This window comes from Rhodococcus sp. NPDC058521 (genome assembly GCF_042719695.1).
Classification (GTDB): Bacteria; Actinomycetota; Actinomycetes; order Mycobacteriales; family Mycobacteriaceae; genus Rhodococcus_F.
The window spans coordinates 359530-372279 of sequence record NZ_JBHXNL010000001.1; the positions used below are offsets into that span (position 1 = coordinate 359530).

The window sequence follows — 12750 nt, forward strand, 5'->3', positions numbered from 1 at the left end:
GTAGAGCGCTACCTCGACGGCGGTAGTCTCGGATACCGTGCTTGTTCTCGCTATCGACACTTCCACACCCGCCGTCACCGCCGGTGTGGTCGACGTGTCGCCCGATTCCGTGCGAGCCCTTGCGACACGTGTCACCGTCGATGCCCGGGCGCACGCGGAGGTGCTCACCCCTCGGATCATGGACTGCCTCGGCGATATCGACGCCGCACCGGTGGATCTCGACGCAGTGGTCGTGGGTGTCGGCCCCGGTCCGTTCACCGGTTTGCGGGTGGGCATGGCCACCGCGGCGGCTTTCGCGGATGCCCTCGGACTTCCGGTGCACGGTGTGTGCAGCCTCGATGCCATCGCCGGGCAGGTCGGCGGCGACCGGGATCTTCTGGTCGTGACCGATGCGCGTCGCCGTGAGGTGTACTGGGCTCGCTATTCCCGGGGTGCGCGGGTGGAAGGGCCAGGTGTGGTCAAGCCGACCGATCTCGAATCGGCGCCGTCGGAGTTCATCGCCGGCTCGGCATCGCACGTGGACTTCTTCGATCTGTCGGTCGAGCCCGTGGAAACACCGTCTCCGGAAGGCCTGGCCACGGTGGCCCGCGCGGCATTGCTGGCCGGCGCCGAGCCGGAGCCGCTCGTGCCGCTGTATCTACGCCGACCGGACGCCGTCGCGCTCGCGGATCGGAAGAAATGACCTTTCGGATGGTTCCGATGACACCGGCCGATGCCGACCGGTGTGCCGAACTCGAGAGCATTCTGTTCGCTGGTGACGGACCGTGGAGCGCCGAGGCGTTCCGTGGCGAAATAGCAGCACCGCACATCAGGTACCTCGTCGCACGAGACGAGAACGATCGTGTGGTGGCCTACGGTGGGATCGCGTTGCTGGGTAACGACTCTCACCCGGAGACGGAGATCCACACGATCGGGGCGGACCCGGCGATCCACCGTCGGGGCGTCGGAGGAGCATTGTTGGGTGAGCTTCTCGGCATCGCGGATGCGCGAGGCGGCCCGGTCTTTCTCGAGGTACGGACGGACAACACCGCTGCCATCGCCCTGTATCACCGCGAAGGGTTCGAGATCGTGGGAACCAGAAAGCAGTACTACCAACCCAGTGGTGCGGATGCATTCACGATGCGACGCCCGGGGACGCAGGAGGACCGATCGTGATCGTCATGGGTATCGAGAGTTCTTGCGACGAGACGGGGGTCGGTGTCGTCCGCTGGAACGACGACGGCACGTGCACTCTCCTCGCCGACGAGGTCGCATCGAGCGTCGACCAGCACGCGCGATACGGCGGTGTGGTCCCCGAGGTCGCTTCCCGCGCGCATCTGGAAGCGATCGTGCCCACCATGCGTCGCGCCCTCGCCGCGGCCGGCATCGAGAAGCCGGACGCACTCGCCGTGACCATCGGGCCGGGGCTCGCCGGCGCACTGTTGGTCGGAGTGGCGGCGGCCAAAGCGTATGCGGCGGCATGGAACGTGCCGTTCTACGCCGTCAACCACCTCGGTGGCCATGTTGCGGTGGACACGCTCGAACACGGTCCGATGCCGCCGTGCGTGGCACTCCTGGTGTCGGGCGGGCACACCCATCTGCTGCACGTCGAAGATCTCGCGAAACCGATCGTGGAACTCGGCACCACCGTCGACGATGCGGCCGGTGAAGCCTTCGACAAGGTCGCTCGACTGCTCGGTCTCGGGTTCCCCGGCGGACCGGCACTCGACGCGGCAGCGCAGGAGGGGGACGCCACGGCGATCACCTTCCCACGAGGCATGACGGGGCCACGCGACTCACGCCACGACTTCTCGTTCTCCGGTCTGAAGACCGCGGTGGCGCGCCACGTCGAGTCGGCCGAGCGCAATGGTGAAACCGTGTCGATTCCCGACGTAGCCGCCGCATTCCAGGAGTCGGTCGCCGATGTGCTCACGATGAAGGCCGTGCGTGCAGCATCCGACGTCGGTGTCGACACGCTCGTGCTCGGCGGCGGTGCGACGGCGAACTCCCGAATCAGGGCACTCGCAGAGGAGCGATGCGCGAAGGCAGGGTTGACGCTTCGGGTTCCCAAGCCTCGTCTGTGCACCGACAACGGTGTGATGATCGCAGCCCTCGGTGCCCACCTCATCGCGGGTGGCGCCGAGCCGTCGCCGTTGACTGCGGGCAGTGATCCCGGGTTGTCCGTCGCTGTCAGCCAGGTCGGCTGAGTTCTGCCGACTATCCGGCGGGCGGCGGCAGTGTCGTCGTCGTGACGCCGGTGCTCTGCTCGCTCTCGGCAGGCTGGTCCTGACCGGACGACGGGGGAACCTGACCAGGTGCGAATCCTTCCGGATCGTTCTGCGGGTTCGGTGCCGGTGCACCGTTGGGCGTCGTGTTGTTCTGCGCCGGCGGCTGCGGCCAGAACGTGGGGATGTCCGGCCATTCGATATGGGGCCACGACGGCTGCGTCGGGTCGGGGCCCGGCGTGCTCGGGTTCTGCGACGACGGTGGCGTAGTCCCGGGTGTCGTCGTCGTGGTCGTGGGTGCGTCCGTCGTGGTGGTCGGCTCTTCGGTTGTCGTGAAGTCCTGGGTCGTCGGCACGGGCTCCGCCGCTTGCGACCGACTGGGATTCGGGATGATCGTCGTCGTCACGATCACGTTCGATTCTCCGCGAGCCGGGACCGGGTCGTGTGACGGAATGTCGGTTGCTCGACTGGTTTCCGGGTTCGCATCGGTCGTCGTGCGAACGACGTCGGTGCTGGCAGGGGAGACGTCCGGATCCGCAGAGGGTGCCAACTCGCGCACGCCGTAGCCCAGCACCAATCCGCCCACGACGAGCGCACCGAGTAGTGCACCGGTGACCTTCGTCGTGGAAGTGCGGCCCGCTGCTTCTCCCGCGCCGACCACCGGATACGCGGCGGCAGCAGCGGTTGTGGCGAGCAGGGCCGCACCGGTCGCGGTGGCGGTGTCCGGTTCGGACAGTGTGACCACGCGGGTGTCGAAAGCATCCTGCATGGCGGCGGCCACAGCAGGAATGCACGCGCCACCGCCGATCAGTGCGATCGCCTGGGGGTGACGTGGCGAATCGATGGCCGTGGTGCGCACGAAATCGGCGAGATCGCGCAGAACCGGCGAGATGATGTTCGCGAACTCGTCGAAGGTGATTTCCACCGGTCCGACGTTCGCGTGATCGATGTCGACCACCGACGTCGAGTCGACCGACAGTTGCTCCTTGATCCCGCGGCAGCGGGCGCGAAGGCTGCGTTCGTCGATGTGTCGCCGGGTCGACGGCAGCAATGCAGCGGAGACGTGTTCGTACACCAGGTCGTCGACCGCGTTGCCGTTCACGGCCTTGCTTCGCTTCGAATGGATCATGGTGCCGTCGACCTGGTCGACGACGGACACGGTGGTTCCGGATGCTCCGATGTCGACGATCGCGACCGTGGTGTATTGAGCGATCTCACCCGTGTGCCGCAGGTATGCCAGGGTCGCATCGGCCTCGGGGACCATGTGGACCTTGTTGGGTCCACGCGTGAGAGCGCTGGCGATTGCCGCACGCTGCTCTTCGGTGCGGTAGGCCACGGCCAGGGCATCGGGCGTGGTGGGGTTGGTGGGTACCTGCGTGGTCATCAACGCGATCGACGACCGCACGAGGTCGCCTGTGTCGGTGTTCGCCTGGTCGGCCGACAGGTAGCGGTACTCGACTTCCTGGGCCCCGTTGCTGTGGCGAGTGAGGAGCGCTGAGCCGACGCCGGCCGAACCTGCCGCCATCCCGAGGGAAATCTTCATCGCTCACCTCCTCACTTCTGTGTGCACTTACCGGTCGTGCGCATTCGTCGCAGCGATACGTGTCCCGTAAATCGGGTGCTGTTACCTGAACGTTACAGAATCTTGTGCCATTTCGCGCCTCCATTACCTTATGAATCCGCCATATTTGTGCTTCGCGTGCAGCGTTACCTGCATGGTTACCGGATAGAATCGAATTTCGGCACGCCGGTCGAGAGAGCGGAATTAGGTCTCGAGTCGTAGTTTGCCCTCGGGGTCGTCTCGAAGATTCGATTCGAATTGGCATGCGTGTGACGTAGAGCGGCAATTCGATCGAACGAGGTTCGAATCACTTGTCGACATTCAATGTGATCCACGACTCTCATTTGTTCATGGCATCGCATGCGGGCGGCTCCCGGTTGTGGTTGACCCCGCCGACCTTGAGCGTTGGCACTCTCACGTATAGAGTGCCAAGTGGCGCCGCTCGAGCTCCGGCACCCGCGACGGCGGAGCTGTGTGGGGTGCCGTATACCGAACACTCAAACAGCAGTCCGAGAACGACTCGGACCGAACACCCCAAAGTGGAGGGCTCATCGTGGCGAGCGTCAACATCAAGCCGCTCGAGGACAAGATCCTCGTCCAGGCCAACGAGGCTGAGACGACGACGGCTTCCGGCCTGGTCATCCCCGACACGGCCAAGGAGAAGCCCCAGGAGGGCACCGTCGTCGCAGTCGGCGAAGGCCGCGTCAACGAGCAGGGCAACCGCATCCCGGTCGACGTCAAGGAGGGTGACACCGTCATCTACTCCAAGTACGGCGGAACCGAGATCAAGTACGCCGGCCAGGAATACCTGATCCTGTCGGCACGTGACGTGCTGGCTGTCGTCTCCAAGTAAGCCATACGTGATCCGCCCCGGTGTCCCGCACAGGATTCCGGGGCGGAGTGCGTTCACGCGCGTAAGCCCGAGATCGTGCTTACCGATCCTGCAGGAGAAGACGGAAACACATGTCGAAGCAAATTGAGTTCAACGAGACCGCACGCCGTGCACTCGAACGTGGAGTCGACCAGCTTGCCGACGCCGTCAAGGTGACGTTGGGGCCGCGTGGTCGACACGTGGTCCTGTCCAAGGCATTCGGTGGACCGACGGTCACCAACGACGGTGTGAGCATCGCACGCGAGATCGAGGTCGAGGATCCGTTCGAGAACCTCGGTGCTCAGCTCGTGAAGAGCGTTGCCACCAAGACGAACGACGTTGCCGGCGACGGCACGACCACCGCAACTGTGCTGGCGCAGGCCCTCGTGCGTGGTGGACTGAAGAACATCGCGGCCGGAGCCAACCCCATCGCACTCGGTGAGGGCATCGCAGCGGCATCGGAGAAGGTCGTCGAGGCGCTCCTCGCCGCAGCCACTCCGGTCGAGGGCAAGAAATCGATCTCCCAGGTCGCGACCGTGTCCTCGCGTGACGAGGAAGTCGGCGAGATGGTGGGCGAGGCCCTGACCAAGGTCGGGACCGACGGTGTCGTGACGGTGGAGGAATCTTCCACCCTTGCCACCGAGTTGGTCATCACAGAGGGAGTCCAGTTCGACAAGGGCTTCCTCTCGCCCTACTTCGTGACCGATATCGACGCACAGAAGGCCGTGTACGAAGACGTACACATCCTCCTGTTCCGCGAGAAGATCACGTCGCTGCCCGACTTTCTGCCGCTGCTCGAGAAGGTTGCGGAATCCGGAAAGCCGCTCCTCGTCATCGCCGAGGACGTCGAAGGTGAAGTTCTGTCGACCCTGGTCGTGAACTCCATCCGCAAGACGATCAAGGCCGTTGCGGTCAAGGCGCCGTTCTTCGGTGACCGCCGCAAGGCATTCCTCGACGACCTCGCGGTCGTCACGGGCGGCACGGTCATCACCTCGGATGCCGGTCTGACGCTGAAGGATGCAGGTCTGGATCTGCTCGGAAGCGCACGTCGGGTCGTCGTCAGCAAGGACGAGACGACCATCGTCGACGGTGCGGGCACCGACGCCGACATCGAGGTGCGTGTCGGCCAGTTGCGTCGTGAGATCGAGAACACCGACTCCGACTGGGATCGTGAGAAGCTCGAGGAGCGTCTCGCGAAGCTCGCCGGCGGTGTCGCAGTCATTCGCGTGGGTGCTGCCACCGAGACGGACCTCAAGGAACGCAAGTTCCGTGTCGAGGACGCCGTCAACGCGGCGAAGGCTGCGGTTGCCGAGGGCATCGTGCCCGGCGGCGGTTCGGCTCTCGTTCAGGCGAGCACCGAGCTGGCCGACGGACTCGGCCTCACCGGCGATGCTGCTACCGGTGTCGCCGTCGTCCGTGAAGCGCTCAAGGCTCCGCTGCACTGGATCGCCAGCAACGCGGGACTCGACGGTTCGGTCGTGACCAGCAAGGTCGCCGAGCTGCCCAAGGGGCACGGATTCAACGCCGCGACCCTCGAATACGGCGATCTGCTCGCCGACGGCGTCGTCGACCCGGTCAAGGTCACGCACTCCGCCGTGGTGAATGCCGCCTCGGTGGCGCGCATGGTTCTCACCACAGAGAGCGCGGTCGTCGAGAAGCCGGAAGAAGACGAAGAAAAGACGGGTCACGGCCACAGCCACTGACTCGCTCCTTGTTCACGAAGAACCCCCGCACGACCGAAGTCGTGCGGGGGTTCTTCGTGATAGCGGGGATCAGCTGGCGATACGACCACGCCGCACGCGGGCATGCGATTCGCGTTCGGTTTCGGACATGCCACCCCAGATTCCGTACGGTTCCGAGACCGCGAGGGCGTGGCTGCGGCATTGCGCGAGGACGGGGCACCGGCGGCACATTTCTTTCGCGCGAGTCTCACGCTGGGCTCGGGCGCGGCCACGTTCGCCGTCCGGATGGAAGAACATCGACGAGTCGACTCCGCGGCACAGGCCGTGCATCTGCCAATCCCAGATATCGGCATTGGGTCCGGGCAGGGTGTTGGGTGCAGGCATGTCGACTCCTTTGCTGCACGCTCGCCTCGGGCCGGCGAGCGGCGGACCGTGAGCGTGTTTCTACCGAGGGATGGTTCCCGGTTCGATACGTGAATCGTTCACCGGCTTCACCGTATGTTGCGCCCGGAAATCGCGTCAACAGTTGTTCAGTGTGGTGATCTCCATATCCTGAAAGACGAAAATTAACCGCGAAAATATTTACTTTTCTGCGGTTTCGTGATTGCTGTTCGCGTTGAAGAAGTGCGGTGTCTGGGTCACCATGATGCGGTGACCCAGTGGCCCGAGGTGCCTAGTTCCGTGCCTGGTGCTTCGTCGTCGCCCGGTCCCACGCTGTCGGTATCTGCGCTGGCCAGAAGGCTCGGAGTGGCGCCGTCCACGCTGCGCACCTGGGATCGTAGGTACGGGATGGGGCCGTCCGTTCACAACCGCGGAAGTCATCGGAGATACACCCCGCGTGACGTGATTCGGCTCGAATGCATGCAGCGCGCATTGGCGGCGGGCGCGAATCACGCAGAGGCTGCGAAGCATGCGATTAACACGATCGCCACACATTCGTCAGAGGGTGGACACAAAAGTGCCGAGTGTACGTTCGAAGACATTTCGGTGAACTCCATCCAAATAGCGTCGTTGTCGATTCGCCCGTTGTTCGCGAAAGCCGTTGCGGAGGGCGGCGTGGTCGGTATGTGGACGACGGTGGGCGGGCCCGCGACGGCGGGCGCGTATGGAGAAGGAATGAAGAAGGCCTTCTCGGAACATGCCACGGGAATGCTGTCGACACTTCTCGTCGACGCGCCGGTCGGTGCAGGGCTTCGCGCGGTGGTGGTCGCCGTGCCGGGACCGGGCCCGTGCGGAATCGAGTGCCGAGCACTTGCCGCTGCGCTCGCTACCGAGGGCGTGAACACCCGCCTGGTCACCGCACTCGACCGACGAGCCCGGACGGCTGTGATCGCGGCGGAACTGCCGGATGTGGTGGTGTTGTGGATCGAGGACGCGAATGCCGATCCGATGGCGGTGATCGGTGCGCTGAAGCGACGCGTTCGAGGGCTGACGTTCGTGGTGGGTGGGTCGAGCTCCGTGCCGGAATCGCTGCCCGGTTCGGTGCACGCGTGCGGGACGCTGCCGGAAGCTGTCGCGACGGTGGTCGCGTTGGCCCGCAGGTCCGGCAGGCGGCCGCGCTGACCGTTACGGTCCGGTGCGAAGATCTCGGAGTGTCGCGTACTCCATCACTCGGTCCAGAGGCCGTCGCCTTCGGTGACAGCCCGGAGGTCTTTCCCGTGCCCGCTTCCGTATATCCCCGAGATCGGTGGTTGTGCGCGGTGGCGTTGGGAGGCCAGGGACGGTACGCGGCCGCGAACGCGATGTTGGCCGACCTTCTTCGTGAGCAGAGGACAGGACCCGTCGCCTCGCAGGCCTGGAGTACTCGCGCATCCCTGCTTCGTCAGACCGGCTGGCATCGGTCGGCCTCGGGGCTGGACGGCCGCGCGTTGGCTCTGTTGTCTCCGGTGCACGTGAACGATCCGGTCGCCGTGGCGTCGGCGCGCTGCGACGCGACCACCGGTCTTGCGGCAGATGCGCTCGGCTGCGGACGTCTCGCGCTCGGGTGGCGGTTGCTGGACCGGACTGGGCACGATCTGTCGATCTACGACGACGGGGTGGGTGCGGACGTGCTGTGGCGCGCCCACGTTCGGCTGAACTGGGTTGCCGCCGAGCTGTCACTTGCCGGAGGGGACTTCGAGGCGGCCGTCCGCCACGCCCGGGCCGCATCGTCGATTGCGGACCGTTCCGATTCGATCCGGCACCGGGTGAAGTCGGACCTGCTCCGTGCAGCCGCTGCCACCGGACAGCCCAATTCGGCGGAAGCGGTGCGGATTGCCCACGATGTGCTGTTGCGGTCCGATATGCACGGACTCGTGCCGTTGAAGTGGGCGGCAAGCATGCTGCTGTGTGGTGTGACGTCCGACTCTTCATTCGAGTTGGAACGGGATGCCTGCAAGTTGCTGATCGAGCAACGCGGCGGACGATTCAACGCCTGAAACACCTGGTTACGTGTTCAATTCAGGAATCGTGGGCGATGCGGACGCGGACCGGACCACTCGGACCGTTATTCTGAACAGGTTCCGCTGAGTGCGGGAGCACACCCATGGGGGGTGCCACTGTAACGCCAGGATATTCACTGACGATGACTAACACGAGCGAGGAGTTGGACTCCGCTGTCGCTGCGGCAACGCAGGGCGATCGGGCCGCTTTAGCTCGGGTCCTGGAAAATATTCGACCTCTGGTTGTGCGTTACTGCAGAGCCAGAGTCGGTGCTGCGGAGAGAGGTCAACTCTCGGCAGACGACGTGGCGCAGGAGGTGTGCCTAGCTGTGATGACTGCCCTTCCGCGTTACCAGGACCAGGGTCGGCCCTTCATGGCTTTCGTCTACGGGATCGCCGCACACAAGGTTGCCGACGCACATCGAAACTCCGCACGTAACAAGTCGGAGCCGATGGCCGACGTACCTGATGTCATCGCCGCAGATGACGGACCAGAGCAGCGGGCGCTCGACTCGGAAGCAGGCCGACAGATGAACAGTCTGTTGGGCACGCTTCCGGAAAAGCACCGGGAGATTCTCATACTCCGGCTGGTGGTCGGAATGTCGGCGGAGGAGACAGCGGTCGCCGTCGGCAGTACCGCGGGCGCTGTACGCGTGGCTCAACACCGAGCCATCGCGAAACTCAAGAAAGAAGTCGCGAGAGCAGGTGAGAGATATGGCTAAGGGGAACAGGCGAGACGGCAATCCCCGTGCCGATCTCCCCGGAGACGACACCCCGGTTGATGTTGCTGCGGTTCGCCGTGACGATGCATTCATCGAGGCGCTCGCCGGTGACGGCCATGTTGCAACGGAGACCCCGGAGCAGTACGAGCTGGCGTTGCTGCTGGCCGACTGGCGTTCGGGCATCGTCTCGACCCCGATGCCGAAGGGTCCGCAACTGGACGAAGTCGTCGCTGCGATCGAAAAGTCGAACCGGACCGCGACCACGCGCAGCCGCATGCGGCTGCTCCGTCCCATCGCCGGGGCAGCGGCTGCCGTCGCCGTCGTGATGGGCGGTGCCACGATCTTCTCGTACAACGCACAGCCGGGTGACCCGCTGTGGAACGTCAAACAGGTGGTCTTCACCCAACAGGCCGACTCCACCGTGGCTCAGATCGAAACCACATCGCAGCTCGAGGAGGCCGAGAGGCTGATCTCGAGCGGTGACACGGATCAGGCTCGGGCGATGCTCGAGACAGCGTCGGCACGATCCGGTGATGTTCGTGACGCGGGAGCGCGCGGCGAGCTGGAGCAGTGGCACGCCAGGCTTGCTACCGAGCTGGAGAAGCTGCAGCCCGTCGTACCGGGTACGGCTGTGCCGCCGGCTCCGGGCACCACGAACCAACCGCCGCCGTCGTCGACGGATCCGACCGTTCCCGGGACGCAGGATCCGGGAACCGTGCCGCCCGGCACCATTCCGTCGCCGTGGCCAGATCTCATTCCGCCGGACCTGCAGATACCGCCGATTCTGCCGCCACCGCCGATTCAGCAGCAGGCGCCGGATCAGTCCACGACCACCGATCCGTCGACGGATCCCTCGACGACAGATCCGAGCACGGACCCGTCGACGAAGCCTGTCGACCCCACCGTGATGCTGCGGCCGGTTCCGGACGACACCACACCGCCGGAAACGAAGCGTTTGAACCCGCCGTCGACCACGACGGAGTCGCCTTCCACCCCTGGTGGCTGACGAAGGCGGGTACGAACCACAGAGTTGTGGCCCGACACCTTCGAGTGTCGGGCCACAACTTCGTTCGTGTCGGTGCGCTCTTCAGGCGCAGGGGTCAGGATTCGAATCCGTCACCGTGCAGGGCGTCGTTCATGGATGCATCTGCGTATCCGCGGCAGTAGTCCCAGGTCACGTAGGCTTCGGGAACCGGGTCGTAGGCCGGCTCGTGCGGGCGGACGGTGCCGTCGACGAGGAGCTGCAACAGGTTGGCTCGGAGCATGTCCCAGTCGTGGTAGTGGTCCTGCTGGCAGTCTTCGCAGCAGACGACGAGGCCACGAACACCTCGGTGGGCGAGCAGGGCTTCGTAGACGGCGAGGTCGGCCAGGTCTTCCTCCACAGCGAGTCGCTCATGGGGATCGAGTGGCTGGCCCGGTTCGATGGCGTCGAGGGCTGCGGACGGGTCGGCGGGGTCGCCGGCGAAGGGGTCCGGGGGCAGACCGGGAGGCAGTTGATCACGCACAGCACCACGGTACGCAGGTGGTGCCGGTCTGCGCCAGCTGTTCGACGTACGTGCAGCGTGGGTGGTGTGACGACTGCGTGACCGTGGCCGATACCATGGAACCCGGTGCCGGGAACATCTCGTCCCGCGCGAGCCTTGTTACACGAGTGGGCCGCGTATTCGGGGAACTAAGGTGAACCGAAAGAAACCGCCGCCACCGAACTCAGTTGCATTCACCTTTTATCTGGAGGGCCCGAACCGCATGACTAGCTCCACAGGGCAGGTACCCACCGGTGGTGACGACCCCAACAAGGTCGCCATGCTCGGTCTGACGTACGACGACGTCCTGCTCCTGCCGGCAGCATCGAACGTCATTCCAGGCCAGGTGGACACGTCGAGTCAATTGACTCGCGATATTCGGCTTCGTGTGCCGTTGGTCAGTTCGGCGATGGACACCGTCACCGAGTCGCGGATGGCCATCGCGATGGCGCGCGCCGGCGGCATGGGTGTGTTGCACCGCAACCTCTCCAGCGACGCTCAGGCCGCGCAGGTCGAGACCGTCAAGCGCTCCGAGGCCGGCATGGTCACCGATCCGGTCACCTGTGCGCCTTCGGACACGTTGGCCGAGGTCGATGCGAAGTGTGCGCGATTCCGCATCTCGGGCCTGCCCGTGACGGATCCGGCGGGCCAGCTGGTCGGCGTCATCACCAACCGCGACATGCGGTTCGAGGTGGACATGAACCGCCCCGTGTCCGAGGTCATGACGAAGTCGCCGCTGGTCACAGCTCAGGAGGGTGTGACGGCAGAGGTGGCGCTCGGACTTCTGCGTCGCCACAAGATCGAGAAACTGCCCATCGTCGACGGCCAGGGCAAGCTCACGGGTTTGATCACCGTCAAGGACTTCGTGAAGACAGAGCAGCACCCGGACGCCACCAAGGACCGCGACGGCCGACTTCTGGTGGGAGCCGCGGTCGGTGCCGGTGACGAAGCGTGGACGCGTGCGATGGCGCTGACCGACGCGGGCGTGGACGTCTTGGTCGTGGACAGTGCTCACGGACACTCTGCGGGTGTTCTCGAGATGATCGCGAAGCTCAAGGCCGAGGTCGACGAGCGCGTACAGATCATCGGTGGCAACGTCGCAACTCGTCAGGGTGCTGCCGCACTCATCGAGGCCGGCGTCGATGCCGTGAAGGTCGGTGTGGGCCCCGGATCGATCTGCACCACGCGCGTCGTGGCCGGTGTGGGCGCACCCCAGGTCACTGCGATTCTCGAGGCATCGGCCGCTGCCAAGCCGCACGGGATTCCCGTCATCGCCGACGGCGGGCTCCAGTTCTCCGGCGACATCGCCAAGGCGCTGGCCGCGGGTGCATCCACGGCCATGCTCGGCTCGCTGCTCGCAGGTACTGCCGAATCGCCCGGCGAACTCATTCTGTTGAACGGCAAGCAGTACAAAAGCTACCGCGGCATGGGATCGCTCGGTGCCATGCAGACTCGTGGTTCCGCGAAGTCCTACTCCAAGGATCGGTACTTCCAGGACGACGTGTTGTCCGAGGACAAGCTCGTGCCGGAGGGCATCGAAGGCCGGGTGTCGTACCGCGGACCGCTCGCCCAGGTCACTCATCAACTCACCGGCGGTCTGCGTGCCGCCATGGGGTACACCGGTGCCACCACCATCGAGGAACTGCAGGACGCACAGTTCGTGCAGATCACGGCGGCGGGCCTCAAGGAGAGTCACCCGCACGACATCACGATGACCGTCGAGGCTCCGAACTACACCGCCCGCTAGTCACACCTGTCACGAGAAAG

At 65.1% G+C, this 12750-nt stretch carries 13 protein-coding genes and 1 pseudogene; 11 read left to right on the forward strand and 3 right to left on the reverse strand.

From position 1 onward, the window contains the following. Positions 1-37 precede the first annotated feature (37 nt). The 3 genes from tsaB to tsaD are packed head-to-tail and all read left to right on the forward strand — an operon-like array spanning position 38 to position 2186. Positions 38-682, forward strand: a complete 645-nt coding sequence (gene tsaB / locus ACFWO3_RS01650) for a tRNA (adenosine(37)-N6)-threonylcarbamoyltransferase complex dimerization subunit type 1 TsaB (RefSeq protein WP_378573027.1) — start codon at positions 38-40, stop codon at positions 680-682. Continuing rightward, on the forward strand, positions 679-1155 hold the full coding sequence (rimI, locus tag ACFWO3_RS01655; RefSeq protein WP_378573030.1) for a ribosomal protein S18-alanine N-acetyltransferase: 477 nt from the start codon (positions 679-681) through the stop codon (positions 1153-1155). The genes tsaB and rimI overlap by 4 nt, the downstream gene beginning before the upstream one ends. Next, positions 1152-2186, forward strand: coding sequence for a tRNA (adenosine(37)-N6)-threonylcarbamoyltransferase complex transferase subunit TsaD (tsaD, locus tag ACFWO3_RS01660; protein WP_378573032.1), 1035 nt, complete (start codon positions 1152-1154; stop codon positions 2184-2186). Before rimI ends, tsaD begins: the two co-directional genes overlap by 4 nt. A gap of 10 nt (positions 2187-2196) precedes the next feature. On the opposite strand, the gene ACFWO3_RS01665 is transcribed toward tsaD, so the two are convergent. Then, positions 2197-3747: an Hsp70 family protein gene (locus ACFWO3_RS01665; RefSeq protein ID WP_378573034.1), complete on the reverse strand. Its 1551-nt coding sequence runs from the start codon at positions 3745-3747 to the stop codon at positions 2197-2199. A gap of 571 nt (positions 3748-4318) precedes the next feature. Between ACFWO3_RS01665 and groES the strand changes: the two genes are divergently transcribed. After that, positions 4319-4618: a co-chaperone GroES gene (groES, locus tag ACFWO3_RS01670; protein ID WP_003940763.1), complete on the forward strand. Its 300-nt coding sequence runs from the start codon at positions 4319-4321 to the stop codon at positions 4616-4618. Positions 4619-4728: 110 nt separating this feature from the next. Beyond that, entirely contained in the window at positions 4729-6339 is a 1611-nt protein-coding gene (gene groL / locus ACFWO3_RS01675; RefSeq protein ID WP_378573036.1) for a chaperonin GroEL, read from the forward strand. 69 nt (positions 6340-6408) lie between these two features. On the opposite strand, the gene ACFWO3_RS01680 is transcribed toward groL, so the two are convergent. Continuing rightward, positions 6409-6702: a WhiB family transcriptional regulator gene (locus ACFWO3_RS01680; protein ID WP_378573038.1), complete on the reverse strand. Its 294-nt coding sequence runs from the start codon at positions 6700-6702 to the stop codon at positions 6409-6411. A gap of 297 nt (positions 6703-6999) precedes the next feature. Between ACFWO3_RS01680 and ACFWO3_RS01685 the strand changes: the two are divergent. The 5 genes and pseudogenes from ACFWO3_RS01685 to ACFWO3_RS01705 all read left to right on the forward strand — a co-directional run. Continuing rightward, positions 7000-7215 (forward strand): annotated as a pseudogene (locus tag ACFWO3_RS01685) (MerR family transcriptional regulator); the annotation flags it as partial. A gap of 90 nt (positions 7216-7305) precedes the next feature. Beyond that, complete coding sequence (locus ACFWO3_RS01690) at positions 7306-7881, forward strand: transcriptional regulator (RefSeq protein WP_378574065.1); 576 nt, start codon at positions 7306-7308, stop codon at positions 7879-7881. A 29-nt stretch (positions 7882-7910) separates the two neighbouring features. Beyond that, positions 7911-8735 carry a hypothetical protein gene (locus tag ACFWO3_RS01695; protein WP_378573040.1) on the forward strand — a complete coding sequence of 275 codons (825 nt, stop codon included), beginning with the start codon at positions 7911-7913 and terminating at the stop codon, positions 8733-8735. 146 nt (positions 8736-8881) lie between these two features. Then, complete coding sequence (locus ACFWO3_RS01700; protein ID WP_378573042.1) at positions 8882-9460, forward strand: sigma-70 family RNA polymerase sigma factor; 579 nt, start codon at positions 8882-8884, stop codon at positions 9458-9460. Then, positions 9453-10466: an anti-sigma-D factor RsdA gene (locus ACFWO3_RS01705; RefSeq protein ID WP_378573044.1), complete on the forward strand. Its 1014-nt coding sequence runs from the start codon at positions 9453-9455 to the stop codon at positions 10464-10466. Before ACFWO3_RS01700 ends, ACFWO3_RS01705 begins: the two co-directional genes overlap by 8 nt. Before the next feature lie 94 nt (positions 10467-10560). On the opposite strand, the gene ACFWO3_RS01710 is transcribed toward ACFWO3_RS01705, so the two are convergent. After that, positions 10561-10965, reverse strand: a complete 405-nt coding sequence (locus ACFWO3_RS01710) for a DUF5319 domain-containing protein (protein ID WP_378573046.1) — start codon at positions 10963-10965, stop codon at positions 10561-10563. A gap of 241 nt (positions 10966-11206) precedes the next feature. On the opposite strand from ACFWO3_RS01710, the gene guaB reads away from it, so the two are divergent. Further along, positions 11207-12730, forward strand: a complete 1524-nt coding sequence (gene guaB, locus ACFWO3_RS01715; RefSeq protein ID WP_378573049.1) for an IMP dehydrogenase — start codon at positions 11207-11209, stop codon at positions 12728-12730. Positions 12731-12750: the final 20 nt, after the last annotated feature.